Source organism: Microbacterium marinum (genome assembly GCF_014204835.1).
In the GTDB taxonomy this organism is placed as follows: Bacteria; Actinomycetota; Actinomycetes; order Actinomycetales; family Microbacteriaceae; genus Microbacterium; species Microbacterium marinum.
Genome location: NZ_JACHMD010000001.1, coordinates 3,101,179 through 3,124,335 on the forward strand (window position 1 = coordinate 3,101,179; position 23,157 = coordinate 3,124,335).

At 68.7% G+C, this 23,157-nt stretch carries 23 protein-coding genes and 3 pseudogenes; 8 read left to right on the forward strand and 18 right to left on the reverse strand.

Features of this window, described 5'->3' with window-relative positions:
* Window positions 1-15 precede the first annotated feature (15 nt).
* Both BKA24_RS15245 and BKA24_RS15250 read right to left on the reverse strand, forming a co-directional pair.
* Window positions 16-672: pseudogene (locus BKA24_RS15245) on the reverse strand (SDR family oxidoreductase); the annotation flags it as partial.
* A gap of 140 nt (window positions 673-812) precedes the next feature.
* Window positions 813-2,453, reverse strand: a pseudogene (locus BKA24_RS15250) (heavy metal translocating P-type ATPase); the annotation flags it as partial.
* Window positions 2,454-2,534: 81 nt separating this feature from the next.
* On the opposite strand from BKA24_RS15250, the gene BKA24_RS15255 reads away from it, so the two are divergent.
* The 4 genes from BKA24_RS15255 to BKA24_RS15270 all read left to right on the forward strand — a co-directional run bounded on the left by BKA24_RS15255 (window position 2,535) and on the right by BKA24_RS15270 (window position 5,084).
* Entirely contained in the window at window positions 2,535-3,095 is a 561-nt protein-coding gene (locus BKA24_RS15255) for a WD40/YVTN/BNR-like repeat-containing protein (protein ID WP_184220172.1), read from the forward strand.
* Window positions 3,096-3,194: 99 nt separating this feature from the next.
* A complete protein-coding gene (locus tag BKA24_RS15260) occupies window positions 3,195-3,599 on the forward strand; it encodes a four-helix bundle copper-binding protein (RefSeq protein ID WP_184220175.1) in 405 nt (134 codons plus the stop codon).
* A 128-nt stretch (window positions 3,600-3,727) separates the two neighbouring features.
* Window positions 3,728-4,348, forward strand: coding sequence for a DUF305 domain-containing protein (locus tag BKA24_RS15265; protein ID WP_246367117.1), 621 nt, complete (start codon window positions 3,728-3,730; stop codon window positions 4,346-4,348).
* Between the two features lie 133 nt (window positions 4,349-4,481).
* Window positions 4,482-5,084 (forward strand): class I SAM-dependent methyltransferase, encoded by a 603-nt coding sequence (locus BKA24_RS15270; protein WP_343066145.1) that lies wholly within the window; start codon window positions 4,482-4,484, stop codon window positions 5,082-5,084.
* Window positions 5,085-5,231: 147 nt separating this feature from the next.
* Here BKA24_RS15270 and BKA24_RS15275 read toward each other — a convergent pair whose 3' ends face one another.
* Window positions 5,232-6,293, reverse strand: a complete 1,062-nt coding sequence (locus tag BKA24_RS15275; protein WP_184220177.1) for a YeiH family protein — start codon at window positions 6,291-6,293, stop codon at window positions 5,232-5,234.
* Between the two features lie 88 nt (window positions 6,294-6,381).
* Here BKA24_RS15275 and BKA24_RS15280 point away from each other — a divergent pair, with 88 nt between their 5' ends.
* The gene (locus BKA24_RS15280; protein WP_184220180.1) at window positions 6,382-7,287 is read left to right on the forward strand and encodes a LysR family transcriptional regulator; all 906 of its coding nucleotides are present in this window, start codon (window positions 6,382-6,384) and stop codon (window positions 7,285-7,287) included.
* A 128-nt stretch (window positions 7,288-7,415) separates the two neighbouring features.
* Here BKA24_RS15280 and BKA24_RS15285 read toward each other — a convergent pair whose 3' ends face one another.
* The 8 genes from BKA24_RS15285 to BKA24_RS15320 form a co-directional block, all read right to left on the reverse strand.
* Complete coding sequence (locus tag BKA24_RS15285; RefSeq protein WP_184220183.1) at window positions 7,416-7,988, reverse strand: TetR/AcrR family transcriptional regulator; 573 nt, start codon at window positions 7,986-7,988, stop codon at window positions 7,416-7,418.
* Window positions 7,989-8,002: 14 nt separating this feature from the next.
* Window positions 8,003-8,797 carry an aldolase/citrate lyase family protein gene (locus BKA24_RS15290; protein WP_184220185.1) on the reverse strand — a complete coding sequence of 265 codons (795 nt, stop codon included), beginning with the start codon at window positions 8,795-8,797 and terminating at the stop codon, window positions 8,003-8,005.
* Window positions 8,794-9,300: a MaoC/PaaZ C-terminal domain-containing protein gene (locus tag BKA24_RS15295; protein ID WP_184220188.1), complete on the reverse strand. Its 507-nt coding sequence runs from the start codon at window positions 9,298-9,300 to the stop codon at window positions 8,794-8,796. The genes BKA24_RS15290 and BKA24_RS15295 overlap by 4 nt, the downstream gene beginning before the upstream one ends.
* The gene (locus tag BKA24_RS15300) at window positions 9,297-11,276 is read right to left on the reverse strand and encodes an acetyl-CoA carboxylase biotin carboxylase subunit (protein ID WP_184220191.1); all 1,980 of its coding nucleotides are present in this window, start codon (window positions 11,274-11,276) and stop codon (window positions 9,297-9,299) included. The genes BKA24_RS15295 and BKA24_RS15300 overlap by 4 nt, the downstream gene beginning before the upstream one ends.
* A 5-nt stretch (window positions 11,277-11,281) precedes the next feature.
* Window positions 11,282-12,856: a carboxyl transferase domain-containing protein gene (locus tag BKA24_RS15305; protein WP_184220195.1), complete on the reverse strand. Its 1,575-nt coding sequence runs from the start codon at window positions 12,854-12,856 to the stop codon at window positions 11,282-11,284.
* Window positions 12,857-12,974: 118 nt separating this feature from the next.
* Entirely contained in the window at window positions 12,975-13,976 is a 1,002-nt protein-coding gene (locus BKA24_RS15310; RefSeq protein ID WP_184220199.1) for a substrate-binding domain-containing protein, read from the reverse strand.
* Window positions 13,973-14,500 (reverse strand): gluconokinase, encoded by a 528-nt coding sequence (locus BKA24_RS15315; protein ID WP_184220906.1) that lies wholly within the window; start codon window positions 14,498-14,500, stop codon window positions 13,973-13,975. The genes BKA24_RS15310 and BKA24_RS15315 overlap by 4 nt, the downstream gene beginning before the upstream one ends.
* A 45-nt stretch (window positions 14,501-14,545) precedes the next feature.
* The gene (locus BKA24_RS15320; protein ID WP_184220202.1) at window positions 14,546-14,941 is read right to left on the reverse strand and encodes an SRPBCC family protein; all 396 of its coding nucleotides are present in this window, start codon (window positions 14,939-14,941) and stop codon (window positions 14,546-14,548) included.
* Window positions 14,942-15,012: 71 nt separating this feature from the next.
* Here BKA24_RS15320 and BKA24_RS15325 point away from each other — a divergent pair, with 71 nt between their 5' ends.
* The gene (locus BKA24_RS15325; RefSeq protein WP_184220205.1) at window positions 15,013-15,588 is read left to right on the forward strand and encodes a nitroreductase family protein; all 576 of its coding nucleotides are present in this window, start codon (window positions 15,013-15,015) and stop codon (window positions 15,586-15,588) included.
* A 45-nt stretch (window positions 15,589-15,633) separates the two neighbouring features.
* On the opposite strand, the gene BKA24_RS15330 is transcribed toward BKA24_RS15325, so the two are convergent.
* The 4 genes from BKA24_RS15330 to BKA24_RS15345 all read right to left on the reverse strand — a co-directional run bounded on the left by BKA24_RS15330 (window position 15,634) and on the right by BKA24_RS15345 (window position 18,981).
* The gene (locus BKA24_RS15330) at window positions 15,634-16,842 is read right to left on the reverse strand and encodes a fatty acid desaturase family protein (RefSeq protein ID WP_184220208.1); all 1,209 of its coding nucleotides are present in this window, start codon (window positions 16,840-16,842) and stop codon (window positions 15,634-15,636) included.
* A gap of 72 nt (window positions 16,843-16,914) precedes the next feature.
* A complete protein-coding gene (locus tag BKA24_RS15335) occupies window positions 16,915-17,898 on the reverse strand; it encodes a cation diffusion facilitator family transporter (RefSeq protein WP_184220211.1) in 984 nt (327 codons plus the stop codon).
* Entirely contained in the window at window positions 17,895-18,380 is a 486-nt protein-coding gene (locus BKA24_RS15340; RefSeq protein ID WP_184220214.1) for a transporter substrate-binding domain-containing protein, read from the reverse strand. Before BKA24_RS15340 ends, BKA24_RS15335 begins: the two co-directional genes overlap by 4 nt.
* Window positions 18,381-18,441: 61 nt before the next feature.
* Entirely contained in the window at window positions 18,442-18,981 is a 540-nt protein-coding gene (locus tag BKA24_RS15345; RefSeq protein WP_184220217.1) for a YaeQ family protein, read from the reverse strand.
* Between the two features lie 99 nt (window positions 18,982-19,080).
* On the opposite strand from BKA24_RS15345, the gene BKA24_RS15350 reads away from it, so the two are divergent.
* Window positions 19,081-19,446, forward strand: a complete 366-nt coding sequence (locus BKA24_RS15350) for a hypothetical protein (protein WP_184220221.1) — start codon at window positions 19,081-19,083, stop codon at window positions 19,444-19,446.
* A 44-nt stretch (window positions 19,447-19,490) separates the two neighbouring features.
* A complete protein-coding gene (locus BKA24_RS15355) occupies window positions 19,491-20,288 on the forward strand; it encodes a hypothetical protein (protein WP_184220224.1) in 798 nt (265 codons plus the stop codon).
* A 7-nt stretch (window positions 20,289-20,295) separates the two neighbouring features.
* On the opposite strand, the gene BKA24_RS15360 is transcribed toward BKA24_RS15355, so the two are convergent.
* From BKA24_RS15360 to BKA24_RS15370, 3 genes and pseudogenes are all read right to left on the reverse strand, one after another.
* Window positions 20,296-21,225: a methyltransferase family protein gene (locus BKA24_RS15360; RefSeq protein WP_184220227.1), complete on the reverse strand. Its 930-nt coding sequence runs from the start codon at window positions 21,223-21,225 to the stop codon at window positions 20,296-20,298.
* A 33-nt stretch (window positions 21,226-21,258) separates the two neighbouring features.
* Window positions 21,259-21,561 (reverse strand): DUF1540 domain-containing protein, encoded by a 303-nt coding sequence (locus BKA24_RS15365; protein WP_184220232.1) that lies wholly within the window; start codon window positions 21,559-21,561, stop codon window positions 21,259-21,261.
* Window positions 21,562-21,775: 214 nt separating this feature from the next.
* A pseudogene (locus tag BKA24_RS15370) lies at window positions 21,776-22,927 on the reverse strand (IS3 family transposase).
* Window positions 22,928-23,157: the final 230 nt, after the last annotated feature.

A 23,157-nucleotide genomic window follows, 5' to 3' on the forward strand; every position in this document is an offset into this window, starting at 1 on the left:
CTGGCCCTCAGAACGCGCGGAGAAGCCGCCGTCGGTGTGAAGGAGCTGACCGCTGATCCAGCGCCCTTCGTCAGAGAGTAAGAAAGCGGTGATGCCCGCGATGTCCTTGGGTGTGCCGGCTCTGCCCAGTGGGTGGTGCGCCGTCAGCGCTGTTCGCGTCTCGTCGTCCATCCAGCCGGTATCGATCGGACCCGGGTTCACGACATTGGCCGAAATGCCCTTTGCGCCGAGCTCACGCGCAGCGGATATGACGATCCGGTCCAGTGCGCCCTTGGATGCGCCGTACGGGAGGTTGCCGGTTGTGTGATCGCTGGTGAATGCGACGATCGCTCCACCGCCCTCGTCGACTTCGCGAGCGAACGCGGCGATGAGCAGCAGGGTTGCCCGGGCATTGACGGCGACGTGCATGTCGAAGCTCGCGGCGGTGGTGTCGAGAATGCCGGATTCCACGTCGTGAGCATGGCTGAGGACGAGGGCAGACAGCGGACCCCGCTCGCGCGTGATCCGTTCGATGAGCTCGGTCGGGGCCGACGGGTCTGACAGATCGCACGGGTAGTCGCCGCTGCCCAGGTCGCTGATCACAACCTCCCACCCGTCCGCCACCAAGCGGGGAACGATGCCGGCGGCGATGCTGTCGGCACGCGCAGCTCCGGTCACGAGTGCGAGAGCCATGGGTTGAGGGTAACGGCACCGCCACGACCTCGCGAGTTGCCCGCGTCGACTCGTCGGCGACGAGGCCTACTCGACAGCGACGATCGGTCCGCTCCCGGTTAAGCAGTACTCGGTGCCATCGGAACGGCGTTCGACGAGCTGGTAGTCGACGAGATAGCGGGCGCGAGAGCCCCCACCTCGGCGGCGGCTTCGGCCGGCGGGTGGATGCCCCACTGCTGCGCCAGCCAGGACGCCCGGCCCGCAACGACGGCGGATCCGTCCACGATCCCTTGGACGCCGAACCCGGCGTGCGACGCGAAGCTGTCTGCGAAGGCGCCCGTGGGGGCGGTGGCGGTGACGGCGCGGGCGACCGGGTGCTCAGACCCTGCCTCGACCGCGGCGGCAACGCGCAACAGCTCGTCGCGGGTGACGCCGGGGGCGGGGCGGATGTCGGTGACGGTCATCTGACCGGTGGTGACCGTGCCGGTCTTATCGAGCACGATGGTGTCGACGGTGCGCGTCTGCTCCAGCACTTGCGGTCCGCGGATCAGGATGCCCAGCTGGGAGCCGCGGCCGGTCCCGACCAGCAGCGCGGTGGGGGTGGCGAGCCCGAGTGCGCAGGGGCACGCGATGATCAGGGTGGCAACCGCCGCGGTGAAGGCCAGCTCGAGCGAGGCTCCCGCGATTGTCCAGCCGAGGAACGCGGCCACGGCCAGTCCGATGACGATGGGGACGAAGACGGCAGACACGCGGTCAGCGATGCGCTGCACCTTGGCCTTGCCGGTCTGGGCTTCCTCCATCAGCCGGCGCATACGGGCAAGCTCCGTGTCCGCGCCGACCCGGGTGATTTCTACGGTGAGGCGACCGCCGACGTTCACGGTCGCGCCGACGACACGGGAGCCAGTAGTGACCTCGACGGGCACCGATTCTCCGGTGAGCATGCTGGCGTCGATCGCGGAGGAACCATCGATCACCAGCCCGTCCGAGGGAACCTTCTCCCCCGGTCGGACAAGCACGGTGTCTCCTACCGCAAGCTGCGCGACCGGCACCGTCCGTTCGGCACCGTCGACGAGCTGTGTGGCGTGCTTCGCGCCCATCTCCAGCAGTGCCCGCAGCGCCTCCGACGATGACTTCTTCGCGCGTGCTTCGGCGTACCGGCCGGCGAGGATGAAGACGGTGACCAGCGCCGCGACTTCCAGGTAGATCTCGTGGCCGCCGGCCTGCGGGGTGCCGATGAGGGTGAAGGTCATCGTCATCCCGGGCATGCCTGCCCCGCCGAAGAACAGTGCGTAGAGGGACCATCCGAACGCGGCGATCACGCCGACGCTAATGAGGGTGTCCATGGTCGCCGCGCCGTGACGGGCGTTGACCGCCGCGGCCCGGTGAAAGGGCCACGCCCCCCATACCGCGACCAGGGCGGTGAGTGTGAGGGCCAGCCACTGCCAGTACTCGAACTGCAACGCCGGGACCATCGACAGCACCGCGACCGGCAACGACAGTGAAGTGCTGATCAGCAGCCGGCGCCGCAGCGCCCCTACCTCGTCACCCTCCGAGCTGCGCGCTTCCTCGGCGTGGTCATCGCTTGCCGGCGGTGCGGGTAGGGCTGCCTGGTAACCGGCGGATTCGACCGTGGCGATGAGGGTGGCGGGGTCGACGTCGTTCCCGCGAACGCGTGCTTTTTCGGTGGCGTAGTTCACCGTCGCTTCCACACCGGGAAGCTTGTTCAGCTTGCGTTCGATCCGGGTGGCGCACGATGCGCACGTCATCCCGGAGATATCGAGCTCGACGTCGACCGTGCTCATGCGGGGCTACCTGCCAGGGTGTAGCCGGCCTCCTCGACCGCGGCCTTCACTGCGTCAGAGTCGATCGGCCCGGCGCTGTGAATGGTGACGCGCGACGTACCGCCGGCATTCAGGTCGAACCTCGGCGAGGGGAACCTCGGCATCATCCGTAGCCGTGACGGCGGAACCACCTGGGAGCCGGTGTCGTTCACCGGCGAGAAGGACTTTCACGTGCTCACCGCCGGACCAGACGGCACGCTGTACGGACAAGAAACCGGCAGCGCCCAGATGCTGGCAAGCGCCGACCTCGGCGCCACATGGACTTCCACAGGGGCGACCCTGCTCGCCTTTGCACTCGTCGTCGACGCCACCGGACGCATCATCGCTACGACGCCGGACGGACCCCAGGTCAGCTCGGACCACGGGGCGACCTTCGTGCCGCTGCCAGACAGCCCGATCATGTCTCTCATCGCTGTGTCACCGGACGGCCAGCAACTGATCGGCGTGGGAAGCAAAGGCATCTTGTGGAGCAGCACGACACGCGATCCATCGTGGCGAAACATCGGCACGGCGCACGGTAACGCGCAAGCGATCACCGTCACCGACGCCGGCGACATCCTCATCGTCGACGACAGCGGACTCAGCCTGCTGCCCTCCACCTAACCACCATTCATCGAAAGACCTCAACCCCCTACGTCGACCCTCGACCTCGCTTTAGCGTGACCACATGCGGGGAAGGTCCCCGAAGGAAGGAAAGCAGCCATGACTGTTGCAGATCAGATGCTCGCCACCCACCCGAAAGTCGGTTTCGCCGCAGCACAGGACGCCCTTCTGCGCTGTATCGAGGCGTGCGTCGAATGCACCCAGGCATGTACCGCCTGCGCAGATGCATGCCTCGGAGAAGACATGGTCGCGGAGCTCTTTACATGCATTCGGAAGAACTCGGACTGCGCAGATATCTGCGCCGCCACCGGTGCAGTGCTTTCCCGCCAAACCGCGCCGGATGTTGTGACGGTTCGCGCCCTGCTCGAAGCCTGCCGCACCGCCTGCGCGTCCTGTGCCGCCGAGTGCGAACAGCACGCAGACATGCACGCGCACTGCCGCGTGTGCGCCGAATCCTGCCGCCGCTGCGAGCAGGCATGCACCGACCTTCTCGCCGCTCTCTAAGTCGGCTCAGGTTCGCAGTCGCCCTGTGAGCGCAACCTGCCATTGGCGGTCGCTGACAGGACGGTCGATGCTGCAATCGCCCGCCCGTCAGCGTCGCCGCACCCCTTCCCAACCGAATAGGAGACGTCATGACCGCGGACGACCACCACGACCCCAAGCAGAACGACCAAAGCGCAGCGACCGACGATCACAGCCAGCAGAGTCATTCCAGGCCCTGGAAGATGTACCTCCGGTTCGGGGCGATGATCCTCACCGGGATGGTTGTCATGTACTGGGTGATGTTCGTCGGCTCCTGGGAGTGGAGCCACGTCCGCTTCAGCGAAAGCCGCGTCTTTATGGCCCTGACCATGGGCGGTGCGATGGGGTTGGTGATGCTGGCGTGGATGCTCAACATGTACAAGAGCGTCAAAGCGAACATCGCCGTCGCCACCGCCAGCGTCCTGCTGCTCGCCGGCGGAGTCGCCCTTGACCGCAGTCAGATCACCGTGGACGACACCGCGTGGATGAACGCGATGATCCCCCACCACTCCCTCGCCATCACCCGCTCCGAGCGTGCGCAGATCCAGGACGTCCGTGTCTGCGAACTCGCCGCCGAAATCAGTGCAGCACAGCGCAACGAAATCCTCGAAATGAACTGGCTCATCGACGACATTGCGAGCAACGGAATCGCTGAAACCCCAGAAGAGGCGCAGGCCCGTCCCGCCCCAACGTTCGATGAGACAGCCCTGCGAGAATGCCCCAACGAGTAGCTGGTCTCGAACTGCATTACCCGAGCGCGGTGATGACCTAGAAGCGAGCGTCACCACGTTGGCTGCGCCGTAAACGATCAGTTTCGGGCGGTTGCGGAAACCTACAACACCGCCCCATCGATACCCTCAACGGGTGACGACGACCGAGGCATACGGCGCGCGTGCTGCAGAGTACACGGAGCTGCTCGGCTCGATGTCAGCAGTGCACCCTTCAGACCGACAGATCATCGATTCCTGGGCCGAACGCGTCAGAGGACGAGTCCTGGACGCGGGGTGCGGTCCGGGCCACTGGACCAACCACCTGACTCAACTCGGGCTCAACGCGCGCGGCATCGACCTCGTGCCTTCGTTCATCGATCACGCCCGGTCGACCTACCCGGGCATCCGGTTCGACGTTCGAAGCATCGACGCCATCGACGAAGCCGATGGGACCCTCGCCGGCGTGCTCTCGTGGTTCTCCACGATTCACTACGAACCCGACGCGATTGCGGTGCCGATTGCTGAGTTCGCACGCGTCCTCAGGCCGGGCGGGCAGCTCGTCCTCGGCTTCTTCAGCGGGCACTCCCTCGAGCCGTTCGATCACGCGGTTGTGCGGGCCTTTCGATGGCCGGCCCAAGAACTGCGGCAGATCTTGGCGGAGGGTGGATTCGACGTGTTGGAAACACACGTCCGGGAAGCACGTGACCAGCGGCCCGTGGGTGCGATCGTCTGCGAACGACGGGTCTCGTCGTCCTGATGGTCCGAAAGTGTGACCCGAAACCAAACGTCCCATAAGTGGGTTTCGATACGGCACGGGTTTGCGAACGCATCCAGCCGACGGACGCGAGCATGTCCCACAAACGATCGTTTGCGGCGCGTAGTGACGCCCTGGTGCCAGCCATGTTCAGCCGGCGAGGGTGACTCCGCAATAGGCGATGGTGGCGACGAGGAGGGTGGAGAGCGCGGCCAGGGCGAAGGGCTTGAGGCCCACCTTGATGAGGTTCCGAATCTTGACGCCGCAGCCGAGTCCGAACATCGCTGCAGCCAGCAACCCTGTCTGCAGCAGCCCGCCGGTCGTCAGCACGAAGTCCGGCAGAGGGATAAAGGAACGCAGGAGCACCATGGCGATGAACCCGATGATGAACAGCGGGACGATGGGCGGCAGCTTCGAACTCGACCTCTGTTGACTGGGTTCGCCTGCCGTACGGCTGAGACGGCGCTGCCGGATGCTAAGGATGGCCACGACAGGGGCGAGCAGCAGCACTCGGGCGAGTTTGACGATGACCGCGACCGTGAGCGCTCCGCCGCCGATGATGCCTCCAGCGGCGACGACTTGCGCGATTTCATGGATGGAACCCCCGGCCCACATCCCGGCCGTCTCGGAGCCCAGGCCAAGCAGGTCCGTGATCAGTGGGACGAGGGGAATCATCAGCGTTCCGAAGATCACCACGAGGGCGACCGCGGTGATGGTGTCTTCCTCGGCCTCGTCGTCCGGATCGGTGACCCCTGCCGCGCCCGCCACGGCTGCCGCGCCGCAGATGGAGAATCCGCAGGCAATGAGCAGCGAGAGCCCGGATGGAACCCGTAGCAGCTTCCCCAGGAGAACGGTGCCGAACAGTCCGCCGGCGACAATGCACACGACGACGACCAGCATCGGGGCTCCGAGGTCGAGGATGTCGGTCAGTACCAGTTGGAGTCCGAGGAAGACGATGCCGGCGCGCAGGAGCTTTTTCGCGGAGAAGTCGATGCCGTCGGAGGCTGCCGCTGGCAGCCGGACGACGTTGGCCAGGAGTACGCCAAGCACGATCGCGATAATGAGCGGGCTGACTCCCGGCAGCAGCAGGCTGACCCCGTACGATGCTCCGGCCGCGGCGAGGCAGAGGACAAGCCCGGGCAGGAGCGCGCGGACTCGGGCAAGCAGCGTGTGTTCCGGTCGGGCAGTCGCAATGTCCTGGGCATGGGTCATGCATCCATCGTTTCCTGGGACTCGCTTGCGCGAGTAGAGGCAGATACGGTCCGCTATACAAGTTATGCTTGTGGCTGGGAGGCGGAAGATGCGCCACGAGCCGGACTTGGAGGCACTGCGAGTCTTGGCGCTCGTCGCGAAGGAAAGCAGCATGTCGGCGGCAAGCGCGCAGTTGGGCGTGAGTCAGCAGGCGGTGTCTCTGCGCATCCGGAAACTGGAAAAAGATTTGCGCGTGCGACTCCTGGTGCGTTCTGCACGGGGTTCGCGATTGACTCCGGCGGGCGAGCTGATTGTCGGCTGGGGAACAACGCTGCTGACGGCGGCCGATGAGTTCTCGGATGCTGTCGATTCGCTCCGCACGGATCGCGGGAAGATGATGCGCATCGCCGCGAGCCTCACGATCGCAGAACACCTCCTACCGGAATGGATCGCCCGGTGGCGCATCTCTCACGGCGATGACGGCCCGGTCGTTCAGCTCACAGCCGCCAACAGCAGCACGGTCGTCGAGGCCATACGCGAGGGAACCGCAGACCTCGGGCTCATCGAGACCCCTGTCGTTCCCGCCGGCCTCCGGTCAGTCACTGTTGCTTACGACACCATCGAAGTCGTTGTGCAGCACGGTCACCGATGGGCGAAGACCCGCCGGGTGTCCGTCCGTGAACTGGCGGGCACTGGGTTGGTGCTCCGCGAGACCGGCAGCGGCACCCGACAAGCGCTCGAGAACGCCCTCACCGAGGCGGGCTTTCCCCTCGCAGCCGAGCCCGCAGCCGTGCTGACGACCACGCTCGGCGTTCGCAGCGCGATTATGGCCGGCATAGCCCCCGGCGCGTTGAGCTCCCTCGCCGTGTCCGAGGACGCCCGCGCCGGCCGACTCGTGCGAGTTCGGATCAACAATCTCCAGATCACCCGCCCGCTCACCGCCATCTGGGCCGGGACGACTCCGCCCCCTCACATACGGGACTTCCTGGACGTCATCGCGCGAACTGACCGGTAACGATGGTTTTCGGTGACCGTTCAGCACGCGCCCTCAGCCCTCCGACACACCCGCATCCGGCGCACCGATAACCCCACCGAAACCGGGGACGCACCGAAACACCATCGGGACGTTTCCGGTGGTCCCCGTCAATCGCCCAGAAGCGCTCGCGCCGCCATGCCGGCGAGGATCCCCCTCGTGTCGTCGGCGCTCGCCACGGCGGAGTGCGGGGTCGAGTTCAACAGGCCGAAGGTGGCCAACAACCTCGTCTGCCGCTGCGCAGGGGCGAGATCCGGGCGGAGCACGGCGAAGGGCCGATCCCACTCCTGCACGTATTCGCGCTGCAGCCGGCGCACCTGCTGGTTGACGTCGGCAGGGAGATTGCCGAGCTCACGGTCCTGCACCCGGATGACATCGGCGTCGGTCGTGGCGAAGTCGAGATGGAAGTCGATCAGCGCCGTGAGCGCCCACTGCGGATCGCCGATCGTCGCGGTCAGCGCCCGCCCCCCGTTGAGCAGACGTCCGCTCGCGTCGAGCAGCAGTGCGCACAGCAGCGCCTCTTTGCTCGCGAAGTGCCGGTAGAGCGCCGGCCCGCTCATCCCGACGGCATCGCCGAGGTCCGCCGTCGACACGGCACCGAAGCCCCGCTCGGCGAACAGCCGGGCGGCTGCGGCCATGAGCTCGGCGCGACGGTTCGCCTTCTGCGTCGCGCGCCACGTCATGGGCGCCTCGTCGGTCATCGCGCGGCCAGGGTCCGCCGCGCCTGCCGCAGCACGGGTTCGTCGATCATCCGACCGCGGAAGCGGAACACCCCGGGCTGCCCGACCGCCTCCGCCAGCACGGCCTCCGCCCACTCGACGTCGGCGTCCGCCGGCGCGTACGCCTGGCGGATCACCCCGACCTGCGAGGGATGGATGCACGCCGTCGCCGCGAATCCCGACGCCGCGGCATCCGTCGCCTCGAGGGCGAGCCCCTCGATGTCGGCGATGTCGAGGTGGACGGCGTCGATCGCCTCCTTGCCGGCGGCAGCGGCGGCGATCAGAACCCGCGACCGCGCATAGCGTGCGACGTCCCGATACCGGCCGTCGTCGAATCGGCTGGAGCGACCGCCGATGCCCGCCACCAGGTCCTCCGCACCCCACATCAGTCCGATGACCGACGGATGCCGCGCCACGGCGCCCGCGTTCTCCACCCCGCCCGGCGTCTCGCAGAGCGCGATCACGCGGTACTCCCCGAGCGCGTCGAGCGCGGCGGAATCCTCGGCCTTGGCGAGCATGACGGTGCGGAACGGGCTCGCGCGGAGCGCATCGAGGTCGAGGGTGAACTCGACGGTCTCCGCCGGGTTGATCCGCACGATCGTGCGATCAGGGTCGAGGTCGGCACCGGCCAGATGGGTGCGGGCGGCGGCCTTGTCTCCTGGGGCGACGGCGTCTTCGAGGTCGAGGATGACGCTGTCGGCGGCCGCCGCCGCCTTACCGTAGCGGTCGGGACGGTCGGCGGGGCAGAACAGGAGGGCGGGCCCGGCGATCACGACGCGCCCCCGGGAGCCGGGTCAGCGGGCGCGCAGCGCATGAGCGTCGAACGCCTCGCGGTCGCGACGACCGTGCCGTGCTGGTTGCGCGCGGTGTGCGCGAACTCGACGATGCCCTGCCCCGGCCGCGACGACGAGAGCCGCTTCGACACCACGAGCGTCTCGCCATAGAGGGTGTCGCCGTGGCGCACCGGCGCGGGGAAGGCGATCTCGGAGAATCCGAGGTTGGCGACGATGGTCCCCTGGGTGAGCTGCGCGACCGAGAGGCCGACGAGGGTGGAGAGGGTGAACATGCTGTTGACCAGCCGCTCCCCGAACTCGGTCTGCTCGGCCCAGGCGGCATCCAGGTGAAGTGATTGCGTGTTCATCGTGAGCGTCGTGAACAGCACGTTGTCGGCCTCGGTCACCGTCCGACCGGGGCTGTGGACGTACACGGCGCCCTCGTCGAGCTCGTCGAAGTAGAGCCCGCGCTGCACGATACGCCGGGCGTTCTGGTCGTTCACGCGCCGTCCTCCTCACCTGTCGGGGGCGCGATGACGGCGAGCGACTGCCCACGGGTCACGCTGTCTCCGGGACGGACCCGCAGCGAGACCACGCCGGCGATCTCCGCCCGCACCACATGTTCCATCTTCATCGCCTCCACCACCACCACCGGATCGCCGACAGCGACGGTCGCGCCGTCCGCGCCCGGGGTGAGGATGACGACCCCCGGCATCGGAGACACCAGTTCGGGGGCGACGGCATCGTCGTCACCGCGACGGTGGTCCGCGCGCAGCCGCCGGACCTCGTGCACGGCACCGTCCGACGCCAGGCGCACGCGGTCGGCGCCCACGTCGGCGATCACCGACGCGGTGCGGTCGCCGACGCGCACGCTCACCGCCCCGGCAGCCCCCGGGGTCACCGCGGCCGCCTGTTCGGCGCCGTCGACCGAGAGCGTCAGGGTTCCACCGGTGCCGCGGAGCTCGATGAGACGGCGTTCACCGCCCGACTCCAGGTCGTACCGGCGCGGCGCCGGAGGTCCGAGCCGCCACCCGTCGCGCCGTCGCCACGGATCGTCGGCGCGGTCGAGCGCATCGTCGAGCAGCAGGGCGGCGCGCGCGAAGACGTCGTCGTCGATCTCCACGGCGATCAGGGAATCGAGCTCCCGCTCGATCAGACCGGTGTCGAGATCGCCTCGCACCACCGCGGGCACCTCGAGCAGCCCCCGAAGGAAGGCGACGTTCGTCTCGAATCCGAGCACGACGGTGTCGCTCAGGGCTGCGAGCAGCCGCCGCCGTGCCTCGTCGCGCGTCGGCGCGGTGGCGATGACCTTCGCCAGCATCGGGTCGTAGTCCACCGACACGTCGAGTCCGTCGACCATCGCCGTGTCGACACGGATGCCGCGCCCCTCGGGATGCCGCACCCGGCGGATCCGGCCGCCGGTCGGCAGGAATCCGGCGGAGGGGTCCTCCGCGTACACCCGCGCCTCGATGCTGTGGCCGCGGAGGCGGACATCGCCCTGGTCGAACGAGAGCGGCTCCCCCGCGGCGATGCGGAGCTGCTCGGCGACGAGGTCGATGCCGGTGATCTCCTCGGTGACCGGGTGCTCGACCTGCAGGCGCGTGTTCATTTCCATGAAGAAGAACTCATCGGGCCGGTCGCCCGCCACGATGAACTCCACCGTGCCGGCCCCGCGGTAGGCGACGCTGCGCGCGGTCTCGCAGGCGGCCTGCCCGATCCGCTCCCGGGTCTGCGGATCGAGGAGGGGCGACGGCGCCTCCTCGATGACCTTCTGATGGCGACGCTGCAGCGAGCACTCCCGCTCGCCGAGATGCACGGTCGCGCCGTGCGCATCCGCGACGATCTGCACCTCGATGTGACGCGGGTTCTGGAGATACCGCTCGAGGAAGAGGGTGTCGTCTCCGAATCCGGCGGCCGCCTCACGTCTCGCGGCGGCGAGCGCGGCGGGCATGCGCTCGGGTTCGGTCACGACGTGCATCCCCTTGCCGCCGCCACCGGCGGACGGCTTGATCAGGAGCGGATATCCGACGTCGTCCGCCGCGGCGATCAGCTCTTCGTCCGTCATGCCGGCCCGCGCGACCCCGGGCACCGTCGGCACTCCTCGGGCTTCGACGGCGTGCTTGGCGGTGATCTTGTCGCCCATGACGCGGATGGCCTCCGCCGACGGACCGATGAAGACGATGCCCGCCTGTTCGCACGCGGCGGCGAAGGCGGTGTTCTCAGCGAGGAAGCCGTACCCGGGGTGGATCGCCTCAGCGCCCGTCTGCCGCGCCGCGGCAATGACGGCGTCGATGTCGAGGTAGCTCTGCGCGGCGGGAGCAGGCCCCAGCCGCACGGCGGTGTCGGCGAGGGCGACGTGGCGCGCACCGGCATCCGCGTCGCTGTAGACCGCGACCGAGCGGATGCCCTGCTCTCGGAGGGTGCGGATGACCCGGCAGGCGATCTCGCCGCGGTTGGCTATCAGAACGGTGGAAAACATACGGATCACATCCGGAAGACGCCGTAGCCCGGCGCATCGAAGGGGGCGCGGAGGCAGACGTCGAGCGCGAGCCCGAGCACGTCGCGCGTCTCAGCCGGGTCGAGGACGCCGTCGTCCCAGAGGCGGGCCGATGAGTAGTACGGACTCCCCTGCTGTTCGTACTGTTCGCGGATCGGCGCCTGGAAGGCGGCTTCGTCATCCGCCGACCACTGCTCGCCGCGCGCCTCGATCTGCTCCCGCCTCACGGTCGACAGCACGGATGCCGCCTGCGGGCCGCCCATGACCGAGACCCGCGCGCCGGGCCAGAGCCACAGGAACCGGGGCGAGTACGCCCGCCCGCACATGGAGTAAGTGCCGGCGCCGAACGATCCGCCGACGACGACGGTCAGCTTGGGGACGGAAGCGCAGGCAACGGCGTTGACCATCTTCGCGCCGTGCTTCGCGATCCCGCCGGACTCGTACTCGCGGCCGACCATGAAGCCGGTGATGTTCTGCAGGAACAGCAGCGGGATGCCGCGCTGATCGCAGAGTTCGATGAAGTGCGCGCCCTTGAGCGCGGATTCGGAGAACAGCACGCCGTTGTTCGCGACGATGCCGACGCGGTGACCATGAAGGCGGGCGAAGCCGGTGACGAGCGTCTCGCCGTACTCCCGCTTGAACTCGGAGAACGTGCCCGCGTCGATGATGCGGTCGATGATCTGCCGAGCGTCGTAGGGGACGGTGAGCTCGACGGGCACCACCTCGGGGAGCGTCGTCGGGTCGGCCACGGGGGCGACGACGGCGAGAGGTTCCTCACGCAGCGGGGTCGGAGCCGGGAGCGTCGCGACGATGCGCCGGACGATCTCGAGCGCGTGTTCGTCGTTCTCCGCGAGATGGTCGGTGACGCCCGAGACGCGGGTGTGCACCTCACCGCCACCGAGGTCCTCCGCCGAGACGACTTCGCCGGTCGCCGCCTTCACGAGCGGCGGTCCGCCGAGGAAGATCGTCCCCTGGTTCCGCACGATCACGGTCTCGTCGCTCATCGCGGGGACGTAGGCGCCGCCGGCGGTCGACGATCCGAGCACCGCCGCGATCTGCGGGATGCCGTCCCGCGACATCCGCGCCTGGTTGTAGAAGATGCGCCCGAAGTGGTCGCGGTCGGGGAAGACCTCGTCCTGCATCGGCAGGAAGGCACCGCCCGAGTCGACGAGATAGACGCACGGAAGCCGGTTCTCGGCGGCGATCTCCTGCGCGCGGAGGTGCTTCTTCACCGTGATCGGGTAGTAGGTTCCGCCCTTTACGGTCGCGTCGTTGGCGACGACCATGACGTGCCTGCCGGCCACGAGTCCGATCCCTGCGACGACCCCGCCGGCGGGGCACTCGTCGTCGTAGAGCCCGTCGCCCGCGAGGGCGCCGACCTCGAGGAAGGGGCTGCCGTCGTCGAGCAGGGTGTCGATCCGGTCTCGCGGGAGGAGTTTCCCGCGTGCGACGTGACGCTCGCGGGCGCGTTCCGGTCCGCCGCGGACAGCGCGCTCGCGACGCCGGTGGAGATCGTCGATCAGGTCGGCGTAGCGCAGGGGCGCGCGGGTGGGGGCTGTCATCGTCGACGGCACCTCCGTGGTGCGTGAGCGGGCGCTCGAGTCGAGTTATCGGTCGATAACTCGACTGAACGATAACACCGTGCGGTGCGGCGGGGAAGGGCTGATCGAGGGCAGCGCGTCAGCGCCGCGGGCCCGTGGAGTCGCGCACGATGAGCTCGGTCCCGAGCAGCTCGGGCTCCCACGAGACGCCGTCGAACCGTTGCAGGAGCGCCCCGGCGGCGTTCCGGCCGGCCGCCTCGAACGGCGTGCGGACGGTGGTGAGTGCGGGGACGATGAACTCGCTCCCGAAGATGTCGTCGAACCCGGCGATGCTGACGTCGCCCGGCACCGCCCCGCCGCGCTGGACCACCGCCTGCATCGCGCCGATGGCCATGAGGTCGTTGAAGGCGACCACCGCCGTATGCGACTCGTCGAGGATCCGGGGCGCGAGCGCCCGGCCACCGTCGATGGTCGGTGCGTGAGGCCCCCACTGCGCGACGGACATCGAGCGCGCGGCTGCCGCACGCTGCACGGCGCCCCAGCGGCGCTCGCTGATCCACGAGCCGTGCGCGCCTGCGAGGTAGACGACGGAGCGATGGCCCAGGGCGTCGAGATGCGCAACCAGCGCCGTGACGCCCGATTCGACGTCGGGAAGGACGGCATCGACGCCGTCGAGCCTGCGGTTCACGAGGACGACGGGCTTCCGGGCGGCGAGGGAACGGATTCGCTCGTCGGGCAGACGGGTGGTGGCGAGGATCAGACCGTCGACGCTGAGGAGCAGCCGGTCGGTTGTGGCCACTTCGGCATCGGGGTCACCCCGAGACTCGGCGATGACGAGGGTGTAGTCCTGCGCGCTCGCGACCTCCTCGGCGCCGCGAACGATGCCGAAAACGGCGGGGTTGGTCGCATCGGCGACGACCAGGCCGATCGTGCGCGTGCGTCCGGTCAGCAGCGCGCGGGCGATGGGATTGACGCGGAAGTCGAGCTCTTCCGCCGCGCGGCGGATGCGGGCCTCGGTCGCCGCGCTGACCCGCCCCGGCTTGCTCAGCGCCCGCGACACGGTCGAGGGGTTGACGCCCGCGCGCGCCGCGACGTCGTAGATCGTCGCCGCGGGTCGCGGAGCCTCTGCTTCCCCGCTCACGACGACGCGCCACGCTCGCGAGCGAGGATCCAGTCCCGCGCCGTCCCGACGATGGCCGGGATGTCCGCTGCGACGTCGACCGCCACCCCGACCTCGTCGTCATCGAGGTGCTCGAGGAGTGCGATCTGAGAGGCGAGCAGAGATGCGGGCATGAAGTGGCCGGTGCGCGCAGCCGCGCGACGTTCGAGCAGCTCGGGGGCCGCCGTCAGGTGGACGAACACCGCCTCCGGCGCGAGCCGACGGATCCGGTCGCGGTACGCCCGACGCAGTGCGGAGCACGCGATGACGATGCCGCGCCCCGCATCGTTCGCCAATCGACGACCGACCTCGTCCAGCCACGGCCAGCGATCGTCGTCGGTGAGCGGCTCGCCCGCGGCCATCTTCGCCACGTTGGATGCCGGGTGGAGGTCGTCCGCGTCGATCCAGCGGCATCCGAGTTCACCGGCGAGACGAGCGGCGATGGTGGACTTGCCGGCGGCGGACACGCCCATCACGACGATCGCACGCGCGCGCCCACCACTCATCGACTCCACCGCTTCATCTTGTCAGCCCGCGTCACGGGCCCGGCGTCACTCTTCGAGGATCGCGGCCAGCTCATCGAGGTCGCCCTCGATGCGCGCGGCGTCCGCCTCGTAGTCCTCATCGCTGACACCCGGCATGCGGTAGAGCGTGAAGACGACCTCGCTCCCGCGGTCGTTGCGCAGCACGCGAAGCGGATTGTGGAACCGGGTGCCGTCGGGGAGGGTCACGTCGTGGTCGAGGATGCCGAACTCGACCGGCCCAGGGAAGGACACCTCGACGTCCCCCATCGGGGACTCCGCGAGCCAACGGTCGCCGTCGCGGCGGATGCCGGTGCTGAGACCCGCGGCCCACTGCGGGAGGTTCGCCGGGTCTCCGGCGAACGCCGCGACATCGGCGGGATCGCGATCGATGGAGCGGGAGATGTGCCGGGCTGTCCAGGTCATGCCCGCAGGCTACCGGGGTCCGTGGACACGCGTCCCGCCCGCACCGCGCGCTCGCGGGGGACAATGGCGGGATGCCGCGTTTCACCGATCCCGTGCTGCACGCCATGGCGACCCGGCGGTCGCTCGCCAAGGTCGGCCCCGGGTCCCCCAGTGACGACGAGTTGCGCGATCTCCTCGCGGCGGTGACCCCGGTCGCGGATCACAAAGCCCTTCGACCGTGGCGGCTGCTCACCCTTCGCGGTGAGGACCGCGGGCGCCTCGGCGCCGCCCTGGATGCCGCCGCCGGGACGGAACGGGAGCCCGGGGAGGTCAACACGAAGCCGTTCCGCGCGGACCTGCTGATCGCGGTCATCGCGAGTCCGCGTCCGCACCCCGGCGTGCCGGAGTGGGAGCAGCACGCGACCGCCGCCGGCGCGGGCCACCTGCTCGAGCTCGCTCTGTGGCGCGCGGGATGGGGCGTCATGTGGCGCACCGGGATGGCCGTGAACGCCGCCGAGGTCAGAGAACTGCACGGCCTCGCGGACCACGAGCTGCTGATGGGGTGGCTCTACGTCGGGAGCATCGACTCCGAGCTGCGCGCGCGGCTGGGCGCCACGCCCCGCCCGGTCCTCGACCCGACGCCCTTCCTCGGCGCGCTGCCGCGCTGAAACGGAGGAACGCCCCGCCTCTCGAGGCGGGGCGTTCTCGTTCACTCACGCGCGGCGATAGGTCGAGACGACCGGGCAGTCGAACGGATCGCGTGCAGCGAGGCCGACGCGGTTGAGGTAGTCGATGACGATCGCGTACGACCTTCCCAGGCTCGTCTCGGTGTAGGGCACACCGAGCGTGCGGCACTGGTCCATGACGATGCCGCGGGCGCGCGCGAGGTGCGGGCGCGGCATGTTCGGGAAGAGGTGGTGCTCGACCTGGTAGTTGAGCCCTCCCATCAGCCAGGTCGCCCACCAGCCGCCGCGGATGTTGCGGGAGGTGCGCACCTGCTTGCTGAAAAAGTCGAGCTTCGCGTCGGGCGCGATGACCGGCATCCCCTTGTGATTCGGGGCGAAAGCAGCCCCCATGTAAACACCGAAGACGGCGAGCTGGATACCGAGGAAGGCGAATGCCATGCCGAGCGGCAACAGCAGGAAGACGGGAACGGCGAAGCTGGCGAGGCGGACGAGGATGAGGGCGAGCTCGAGCCAGCGCGCCTTCACGTCCTTGTCCGTCATGAGGTGCTTCAAGCCCAGGTAGTGGAGGTTGAGGCCCTCGAGCGTGAGGAGCGGGAAGAAAAGCCAGCCCTGGCGCTTGGTGATCGCCCGGCGCAGGCCGCGAGCGGAGGCGGCATCCGTGTCGAGGAACGAGATCGTGTCGATCTCGATGTCGGGATCCTTGCCGACGCGGTTCGGGTTGGCGTGGTGACGGGTGTGCTTGCCGGTCCACCACGCGTAGCTGATGCCGACGACGCCGCTGGCCAGGAAGCGGGCGAGCCGGTCGTTCGCGGGGCCCGAGGTCAGCACCTGGCGGTGCGCCGCCTCGTGCGCGAGGAAGGCGACCTGGGTCAGGAGGATGCCGAGCGCCGCCGCCATCAGCAGCTGGAACCAGCTGTCGCCGAGCAGGATGAATCCGGTGATCGCACCGCCGAAGCCGAGGACGAGGAGCGTTCCGACGAAGGCGTAGAACCAGGGCGTGCGGGCGAGGAGACCGGTCTCCTTCACGACGCGCGACACGTCGGTGTAGGCGCGGGCCATCGGGGGGAACTCCGTCGTCCCGGAGTAGGTCTGACGGACGGGACCGAGCCGGGGCTCGAGGGCGGTGGAGGCGATGAAAGCACCTGCTTCGGGTTGTGACCCGAGACGAGGCGTCGGCGGATCGGGGAGCCACAGGCGGATGCCGATCGCTGATCGCAACGGTACGCGCCCCGACATCCCCCGAGGGGAATGCACCGGCCATGCGGATGACCTTGCCAGCGGACTGCCAGCCGTGCGCAATGGTCGGGATCAGCCTTCGTCAGAGCGCGCCTCGGTGTTCTCGGGGAACTCCGCCACCGGGACGATGACGACGTCGTGGATCTTCCAGTCCAGCGCCCGCGCGCCCTCCTGCGCCTGGGTCAGGTCTTCCAGCCGTGGCATCCGTCCGCGCCGGAGCGTGACGAACGCCTCCACGTGGAAGAACTGCCCCTGATCGCGCGTGCGGGTGCGCACGCCGTCCACCCATCGCAGCGAGGCGAGATAGTCGTGGACCTTGTCGATGTCGGGGTGGTGCTTCTCGTCGTCGAACGTGGTCGCGCGGGTGTCCATGAGATCGGCGATGGATCCCTTCGTGTTCTTCACCCCGTCCCAGAGGATGCTCGCCGAGATGAAGATCGCGGCGGCGGCATCCGCCCACCACAGCCCCAGCCCGATCCCGCCGACACCGACGATGGAGCCGACGGCGGTCATCCAGTCCGCCTTGTTCATGTCGGCATCGGCGTACAGCACCTTGTTGTGCAGCTGACGCGCGAGCTTCATCTTCTGGCGTCCGAAATAGATCGGGAGCGGGATGGTCAGGGCCATCACGCCCGTCATCAGCCAGCCGAGCCAGACGCTCTGGCCGAACACTTCCACCGAGCCGATCGGGGGACGCTCGCCCCGCAGGAGGGTGAGGACCGAGTCGACGAGCAGGTACGCCCCCATCGTGAAGAGAGCGACGCCCGCGACGAGGTGGGCGACACCCACCGAGCGGAAGAAGCCGTACGGGTAGCGCGGGGTGGCCGGCTTCGACACGACCCGCACCGCGACCAGGAAGGCCAGCGGCGGGGCCAGTGACAGCATGTCTTCGATCCAGGCCGCACGCATCGCCTGCGAACTTCCCGTGACGATGCCGACGGCGGGGATCGCGACAGCGAGGAAGGCGATCGTCCCCCACTCGAAGCCGACGGCCCGTCGGAGCGCGCGCTGCTGCTCGGCGGGCAGGTCGGAGGCCAGAGCGCCCCGCGCGCTCATGAAGCCGCGCCGTTCTCTCGCAGGAACACCTCGAGCATGACCAGCAGACGGTTCTCGCCGGGGCGTGTGAACATGATGTGCTTCTCCGTGACGCCTCCGGGGCCGGTGACCTCCGTGTAGACATCTGTGAACGCGGCCTTGTCGGTCCACGGCGACGTGTCCACGAATCCGCCGATGGCGACATCGAGCGAACCCGCGCGCAGCGCCTCGGCGAGCACAGCTTCGGCGCCCTCGGACCACTCGATGTCCGCCCCGTGCTCCGCGGCGAACGCCTCGACGAGGTCGACCTCCGTGCCGGACGGCTCATCGCCGGTGGTCTCGGTCCACGGCGGATTGGCCGTGACGCCTACGCGCAGCGAACCGCCCTCCGCGAGACGATCGACGGTGCCGTCGACGTCAGCGGGGATCTGCGTGCACCCCGCCAACACAACGATGAGCAGAGCGGATGCCGCAACGACACCCCACCGCGGATCCCGTGACATGGTCGTTCCTCCCGGCGCCACCCTAGCCAGGCCGCGCACAAGCCGAGGCGGGGTTGACGGATCAGGAGAGGCGGTGCTCGCTGATCTCGGAGCTGAAGGTGCGCCCGCCCAGCTCGAGGTAGAGCTGCCGCTCGGTGACCGACACGGAGAGCGCGTTGCGTCGCTCGATCGCCCCCGCGGCGTCGTCGAGGAATCCGCGCCCGAAGGAGTAGATCGGGATCTCAGCCGCACGGTGAATCGTCTTCCCCGCCCAGATCGGCAGCAGCCGCGAGATCTCCCGATGGGTGTACACCGCGACGCGGTCGGCCAGCTTGCTGCCGGTATGCAGCCGCGCGGCATCCGGCGCACCGACTTCGATCCACGCGGTGGTCCGACCGGTGAGGTCGCGGACGAGCACGGCCGGTTCGTCCGTCGCGGCGATCCCCTCGCTGAGCGCGATGCCTTCCTCGTACTCGAGCGCGTAGGCAAGGACGCGCAGGAGCACGTTGGGGGCAGTCTCCGAGGGATGCCGCGCCACCCGCAGCGACAGCTGCTCGTACACACCGCGATCGACGTCCGCGAGGTCCACAGTGAACGTGTGCATCACGGATCCGATGGCCATGGTTCGAGCTTACGGGCGGCGGATTCCTGCCGGGACAGGACATAATGGACCCGGCGACGTCCTGTCGCCATCGGTCCTCGACACAGGGTGGTCGTTCGCATGCCGTTCCACAGCCAAGAGATGCTGGAGCTCTGGCTCGACGAGTTCGCCGATCTCGGGTACTCGATCAGTCAGCGCGTCAAGGTCGTGCCCCAGGACGGGACCGACGGTCTCGATACCGGACTCATCGCGCTGAACCTGCTCGATTCCCTGACGCTCACCTATATCCAGCCCGAACCGCTCGGGTCCATCCACTGGGGCATCACCTTCGAGGCCCGCGAAGAGGACCTCAAGATGGGTGCCGGACGCACACTCGAGCTCGCCACGGAGCTCGCGATGGTCTCGGCGCTGTGCACCTTCCTGCAGACGAAGTCCCAGGCCGCCGTCGCGGCCGAGCTCGAATACGAGTCCCGGCTCGACGCCTGAGTGAGGTTCTCCCCGGCCCGGACGCCGTGTGCGACGATGCAGTCATGGATGATCCTGCGGCGTCGGAGCTGACCCGCCTGCGCGAGCGGGCGTACGGCGCCCACGCCGACATCGCCACCGACCCTCACGCCCAGGCTCGCCTGGCCGAACTCGAAGCGCAGCAGCGCGCCGATCGCGAGCCGAAGAAGCCGGCCACGCCCGCGGCGCCAGCGCCTTCCCGGGCCGCGACGGTCCCTCCCCCGGCGTCCGCGGAGCCGCCTCCCACCCAACCGAGCCTCACTGTCACGCCGCCTTCAGACCCGCCGGCGGGATCGCCCCGTGTTCGCACCGCGCTCCGCGCGCTCACCTGGGCGGGCTCACTCGCCGCCGTCGCGGCGATCGCCGTCGGTGTCACGGCCGCGATGACCGCCCGGACGGCATGGCCCGCCGTCGGCGGCGCCGCCGACCCGCGCATCTCGTACCTCACGGCGCTCGACGTGGACGAGAACGGCGAGATCCCCGAGATGTTCTTCGGCAACGGCCTCGACACCATCGTGTTCGCCTCGTTCGAAGGCGTGACGGCCTACACGTTCACCTACGAGGAGCGCTACAGCGATGCCACCTGCGTGATGGTGATCGCGTCCGACGTGCTCGACGATCCCAACCCGACCGACTACGACGGCCTGTTCGCCCAGGGATGCTCGACCGGTGCATTCGCCCCGGCAGCCACGATGGTCGTGAGCGAAGGATCTCCGCAGGCTCTCCAAGACAGGTTCCCGCGGGGAACGTCGCTGCAGTTCGTGCTGAACGGTGACACGGTCGACGTGTTCGCCGCCGATCCCCCACCCCCGGCCGAAGTCTGAGCCGACGTCAGCGCGACGGCACCCGTGGCGCGATCGAGGCGGAGGCGGGATGCCACGCCGGCCACCAGCACCGGACCGCAGCCCGATAGGTGCGGAAGTCATCCCCGAACCGCTGTTCAAGGTCTCGCTCCTCGTGCGGGCGGATGGCGTGATTCCACACCCACGAACCGGCGAGCGCGTACACCACCACCAGCCACGAAGACAGCATCATCCCCACCGCGACACCCTGTGCGATGCCGGCCATCGCCATGGGATTGCGCACGAAGCGGTACGGTCCGCGCACGACGAGCCGCCGCGCCGTCTCGATGGGCAGCGGAGTTCCGCCGCCGAGGGTCGACATCGCCGCGGCTGACCAGAGACCCAGCGCGCTCGCGGCGACGAACAGCACGACCCCCAGGATCGGGACCTCCGGTGGCACGCCCAGCTCCAGGCGCCAGCGTTCCTCGGCAGCCGCGATGACGAGCGGGATGATCCCGAGGCAGACGCCCCAGAAGACGACGATCTGCATCGCGGTCGCCAGAACGTTGCGGGCCGGTGAGGCATCGGCATCCGCTTCTCTGCTCCGGAACGGACCGACGAGGAGCCACTCGGTGGGTATGCGTTCGCGCCAGACGAGGAGGGAAGCGAGAACCGATGCCGCCGTTGCCGCGATCATGAGCACGGCGCCCCACCCCGCGAGCGTCGTGGCGGTCGCGTACACGGCCAGGCCCAGGGTGACGAGACCGGTCCAGCTGGTCGTGATCAGCGCTGCGGCGCGGCTGCCGGTCGCGGCGATGGCGGAGCCGACGACGAAGAGCGGGACATCCGCGGCAGCGACCAGCCACGGATCGAGTCCGCCGAGCGTGGCGTGGCGGACGGCCGGGATCGTGAAGACCGTGATCCACCACAGCGCACCGGCGCACGCCTGCAGTGCGAAGTACGCGCGTCCCCACCCCATGCGCCGAACCTACACGGCGCGGCGCCGGTCAGATCACGCGTGCTCGTAGGTGAGGCAGTCCGCCGATTCGGCGCCCGGCCCGACGCGGACGGCGGTCGCGGTGCACTCGAGTGATTCGTTGTGGACGCACTCCGCCCGCTGGCATGCGCCGACGTGACTGACGATCTTGTCGAGGCCGCCCTTCGTCCCGAGCGGGATGAACGTGGCGCACTCGGCGTCGCCCGGCGCGCCACCGATGGTGACCGCTGCCGCGTGGCAGTGCGAGTGGTCGTTGTACGAACAGCCGAGCGCAGAACACTCGGACACACGGGGCAGATCGTCGAGGGTGGTGCTCATGATGGCCTCCAGAGAGTCGTCGTGGACCCGACCCTACGCCGCACCCCCGTGGGGTTGGACAGCCTAAGTCCGGGATTTCTTCCCGATCAATGGCGTTTTCTGACAAAGGCTAGCCTCACCTGATCGCCGCGCTGGGGCCCAGGAATATGGCGGCGACCGCTCCGTTGTATACCCCCAGGGGGTATCATCGAGTCATGCACGTGAGCCGCCCCCTTCATTCGGTCCGGACGTTCTGTGAGTCGTCGGTTTCCATTTGATGGGTGCACTGTCGAGCGTACTCAGCTGGGGGTAGGTAGCCGAGCGAGGAGTGCCGGCGGTGGTGGTTGTACTCGTCCTTCCAGTCGCCGATCACAACCTGCGCGTGCAGTAGCGAATAGAAGCTGTTGATGTTGAGGCACTCGTCGCGGATCCGGCTGTTGAACGACTCGACGTACCCGTTGCGCCACGGCGAGCCCGGAGGAATGTAGCTCAAGCCGGTGCGGGTGCCGGCCCAGTCGGCCATCGCCTCGCTGATGAACTCCGGCCCGTTGTCCGACCTGAGCACCGCCGGGGCGCCCCGGGCAGCGACGAGGTCCTCGAGGTGGGCGGTGAGTCGGTCGGCGGTAATCGAGCGCTCCACGAGGCCGCCGATGCACTCCCGGGTGTGTTCGTCGACGATGGAGCAGATCTTGATCGGTCGGCCGTGATCGTCGGCATCGAACTGAAAGTCCACCGCCCACACCACGTTCGGCGCATCCGCCGTCGGCGCGTCGACGGTCGAGGACCCGACGCGTTTGCGGCGACGCCGCTGCGGGACGCGCAGTCCCTCCTCGCGCCACAGCCGTTGGATCTTCTTGTGGTTCACCACCCACTCCTCGGCGCGGGCGTCGTGATACGCCCGCCGATACCCGTAGCGGGGATGGTTCTTCGCCCAGGCGCGCAGCCAGTCCCGCAGCGCCATGTCCGGATCGTCGGTGGTTTCGCCCTTGAGCGGGCGCCGGTATGCGGAGCGTGAGAGCCCGGCCAGGCGGCACGCCATCCGGTTCGCTCACCTGCAGTGTCCTGAGCAGTTGCGAGACGGCGGCGCGACGTCTGCCCGGGCCTAGAAGTTTCCCTCAGCCAACTCCTTCAGCGCCGCCTTCTCCAGCTCCGCTTCGGCGAGTAGCCGCTTGAGGGTGGCGTTCTGCTTCTCCAGCTCCTTCAGGCGCTTTGCGTCGTCGGCCTTGAGGCCGCCGTACTGGTTCCGCCACCGGTAGTACGTCTGCTCGGACACGCCGAGCTCCCGACACACCGCGGCGACATCCTGCCCGTCGGCGAGCATCCTGTCGGCCTGCCCGAGCTTGCGGACGACCTGCTCCGGGGTGTGACGCTTCCTGCTGTTTGACATGATCTGACCAGTCTCCCTGCCCGCGACTCCGGGCGACAGGACGACTCGCAGAACCACCGGACCTACGAAACGGGGTCAGCCCACTCCACGACGAAGACCGAGACGCGCAGCCACAGGATCTCGTAGAGCGTCGTCGAGGGGATCGCATCGAGTGCGGATACGTGAAGAGAGACGGACACCATCTCACGCTACTCGCCGATGAACGACAAAAGCCCCGGCATTGAGCCGAG

Coding starts and splice junctions, on each gene's coding strand:
- BKA24_RS15350 (WP_184220221.1), top strand. CDS start 19,081: ATGCCGTTCCACAGCCAAGAGATGCTGGAGCTCTGGCTCGACGAGTTC.
- BKA24_RS15300 (WP_184220191.1), bottom strand. CDS start 11,276: ATGTTTTCCACCGTTCTGATAGCCAACCGCGGCGAGATCGCCTGCCGG.
- BKA24_RS15255 (WP_184220172.1), top strand. CDS start 2,535: ATGGTGACGCGCGACGTACCGCCGGCATTCAGGTCGAACCTCGGCGAG.
- BKA24_RS15360 (WP_184220227.1), bottom strand. CDS start 21,225: ATGGGGTGGGGACGCGCGTACTTCGCACTGCAGGCGTGCGCCGGTGCG.
- BKA24_RS15260 (WP_184220175.1), top strand. CDS start 3,195: ATGACTGTTGCAGATCAGATGCTCGCCACCCACCCGAAAGTCGGTTTC.
- BKA24_RS15285 (WP_184220183.1), bottom strand. CDS start 7,988: ATGACGTGGCGCGCGACGCAGAAGGCGAACCGTCGCGCCGAGCTCATG.
- BKA24_RS15340 (WP_184220214.1), bottom strand. CDS start 18,380: ATGTCACGGGATCCGCGGTGGGGTGTCGTTGCGGCATCCGCTCTGCTC.
- BKA24_RS15280 (WP_184220180.1), top strand. CDS start 6,382: ATGCGCCACGAGCCGGACTTGGAGGCACTGCGAGTCTTGGCGCTCGTC.
- BKA24_RS15305 (WP_184220195.1), bottom strand. CDS start 12,856: ATGACAGCCCCCACCCGCGCGCCCCTGCGCTACGCCGACCTGATCGAC.
- BKA24_RS15365 (WP_184220232.1), bottom strand. CDS start 21,561: ATGAGCACCACCCTCGACGATCTGCCCCGTGTGTCCGAGTGTTCTGCG.
- BKA24_RS15320 (WP_184220202.1), bottom strand. CDS start 14,941: ATGACCTGGACAGCCCGGCACATCTCCCGCTCCATCGATCGCGATCCC.
- BKA24_RS15345 (WP_184220217.1), bottom strand. CDS start 18,981: ATGGCCATCGGATCCGTGATGCACACGTTCACTGTGGACCTCGCGGAC.
- BKA24_RS15335 (WP_184220211.1), bottom strand. CDS start 17,898: ATGAGCGCGCGGGGCGCTCTGGCCTCCGACCTGCCCGCCGAGCAGCAG.
- BKA24_RS15325 (WP_184220205.1), top strand. CDS start 15,013: ATGCCGCGTTTCACCGATCCCGTGCTGCACGCCATGGCGACCCGGCGG.
- BKA24_RS15265 (WP_246367117.1), top strand. CDS start 3,728: ATGACCGCGGACGACCACCACGACCCCAAGCAGAACGACCAAAGCGCA.
- BKA24_RS15330 (WP_184220208.1), bottom strand. CDS start 16,842: ATGTCGGGGCGCGTACCGTTGCGATCAGCGATCGGCATCCGCCTGTGG.
- BKA24_RS15275 (WP_184220177.1), bottom strand. CDS start 6,293: ATGACCCATGCCCAGGACATTGCGACTGCCCGACCGGAACACACGCTG.
- BKA24_RS15315 (WP_184220906.1), bottom strand. CDS start 14,500: ATGAGTGGTGGGCGCGCGCGTGCGATCGTCGTGATGGGCGTGTCCGCC.
- BKA24_RS15355 (WP_184220224.1), top strand. CDS start 19,491: ATGGATGATCCTGCGGCGTCGGAGCTGACCCGCCTGCGCGAGCGGGCG.